Consider the following 319-nt stretch of genomic DNA (forward strand, 5'->3'; position numbering starts at 1 on the left):
GTAGCTGAGCTGGTCGTCGGTGTCGAGCAGGGTGCTGACGTCAAAGTCGTCGCTGATCGATTCGAGCAGCGCGCGTTCCTCGTCGAGCCACAGCTGCAGCGGCAGCGGCTCGGGCGCCGCGGCGGGCAGCGGTGCCAGGTTAGGCGCGCGCAGCGGCGTGACCGGGCCGACCGTGCGGCTGAACAGCTGCTGCTCCGCCTCGCGCCGGGCGGCCGCGGCGCGGCGGGCTTCTTCCAGTGCTTGGGCATGTGCCTGCTGCTCGCGCAACTGGCGCGCCAGCGCGCCCAGATCCGTGACGCGCTGCGCGGGCGCACGCGGC

The 319-nt window shown here is 74.0% G+C and carries 1 pseudogene; it reads right to left on the reverse strand.

Annotated elements, in window-relative coordinates:
- Positions 1-319 (reverse strand): annotated as a pseudogene (locus tag B2J89_RS22025) (DNA mismatch repair protein MutS); the annotation flags it as partial.

It is taken from the genome of Acidovorax sp. SRB_24, from assembly GCF_012931925.1.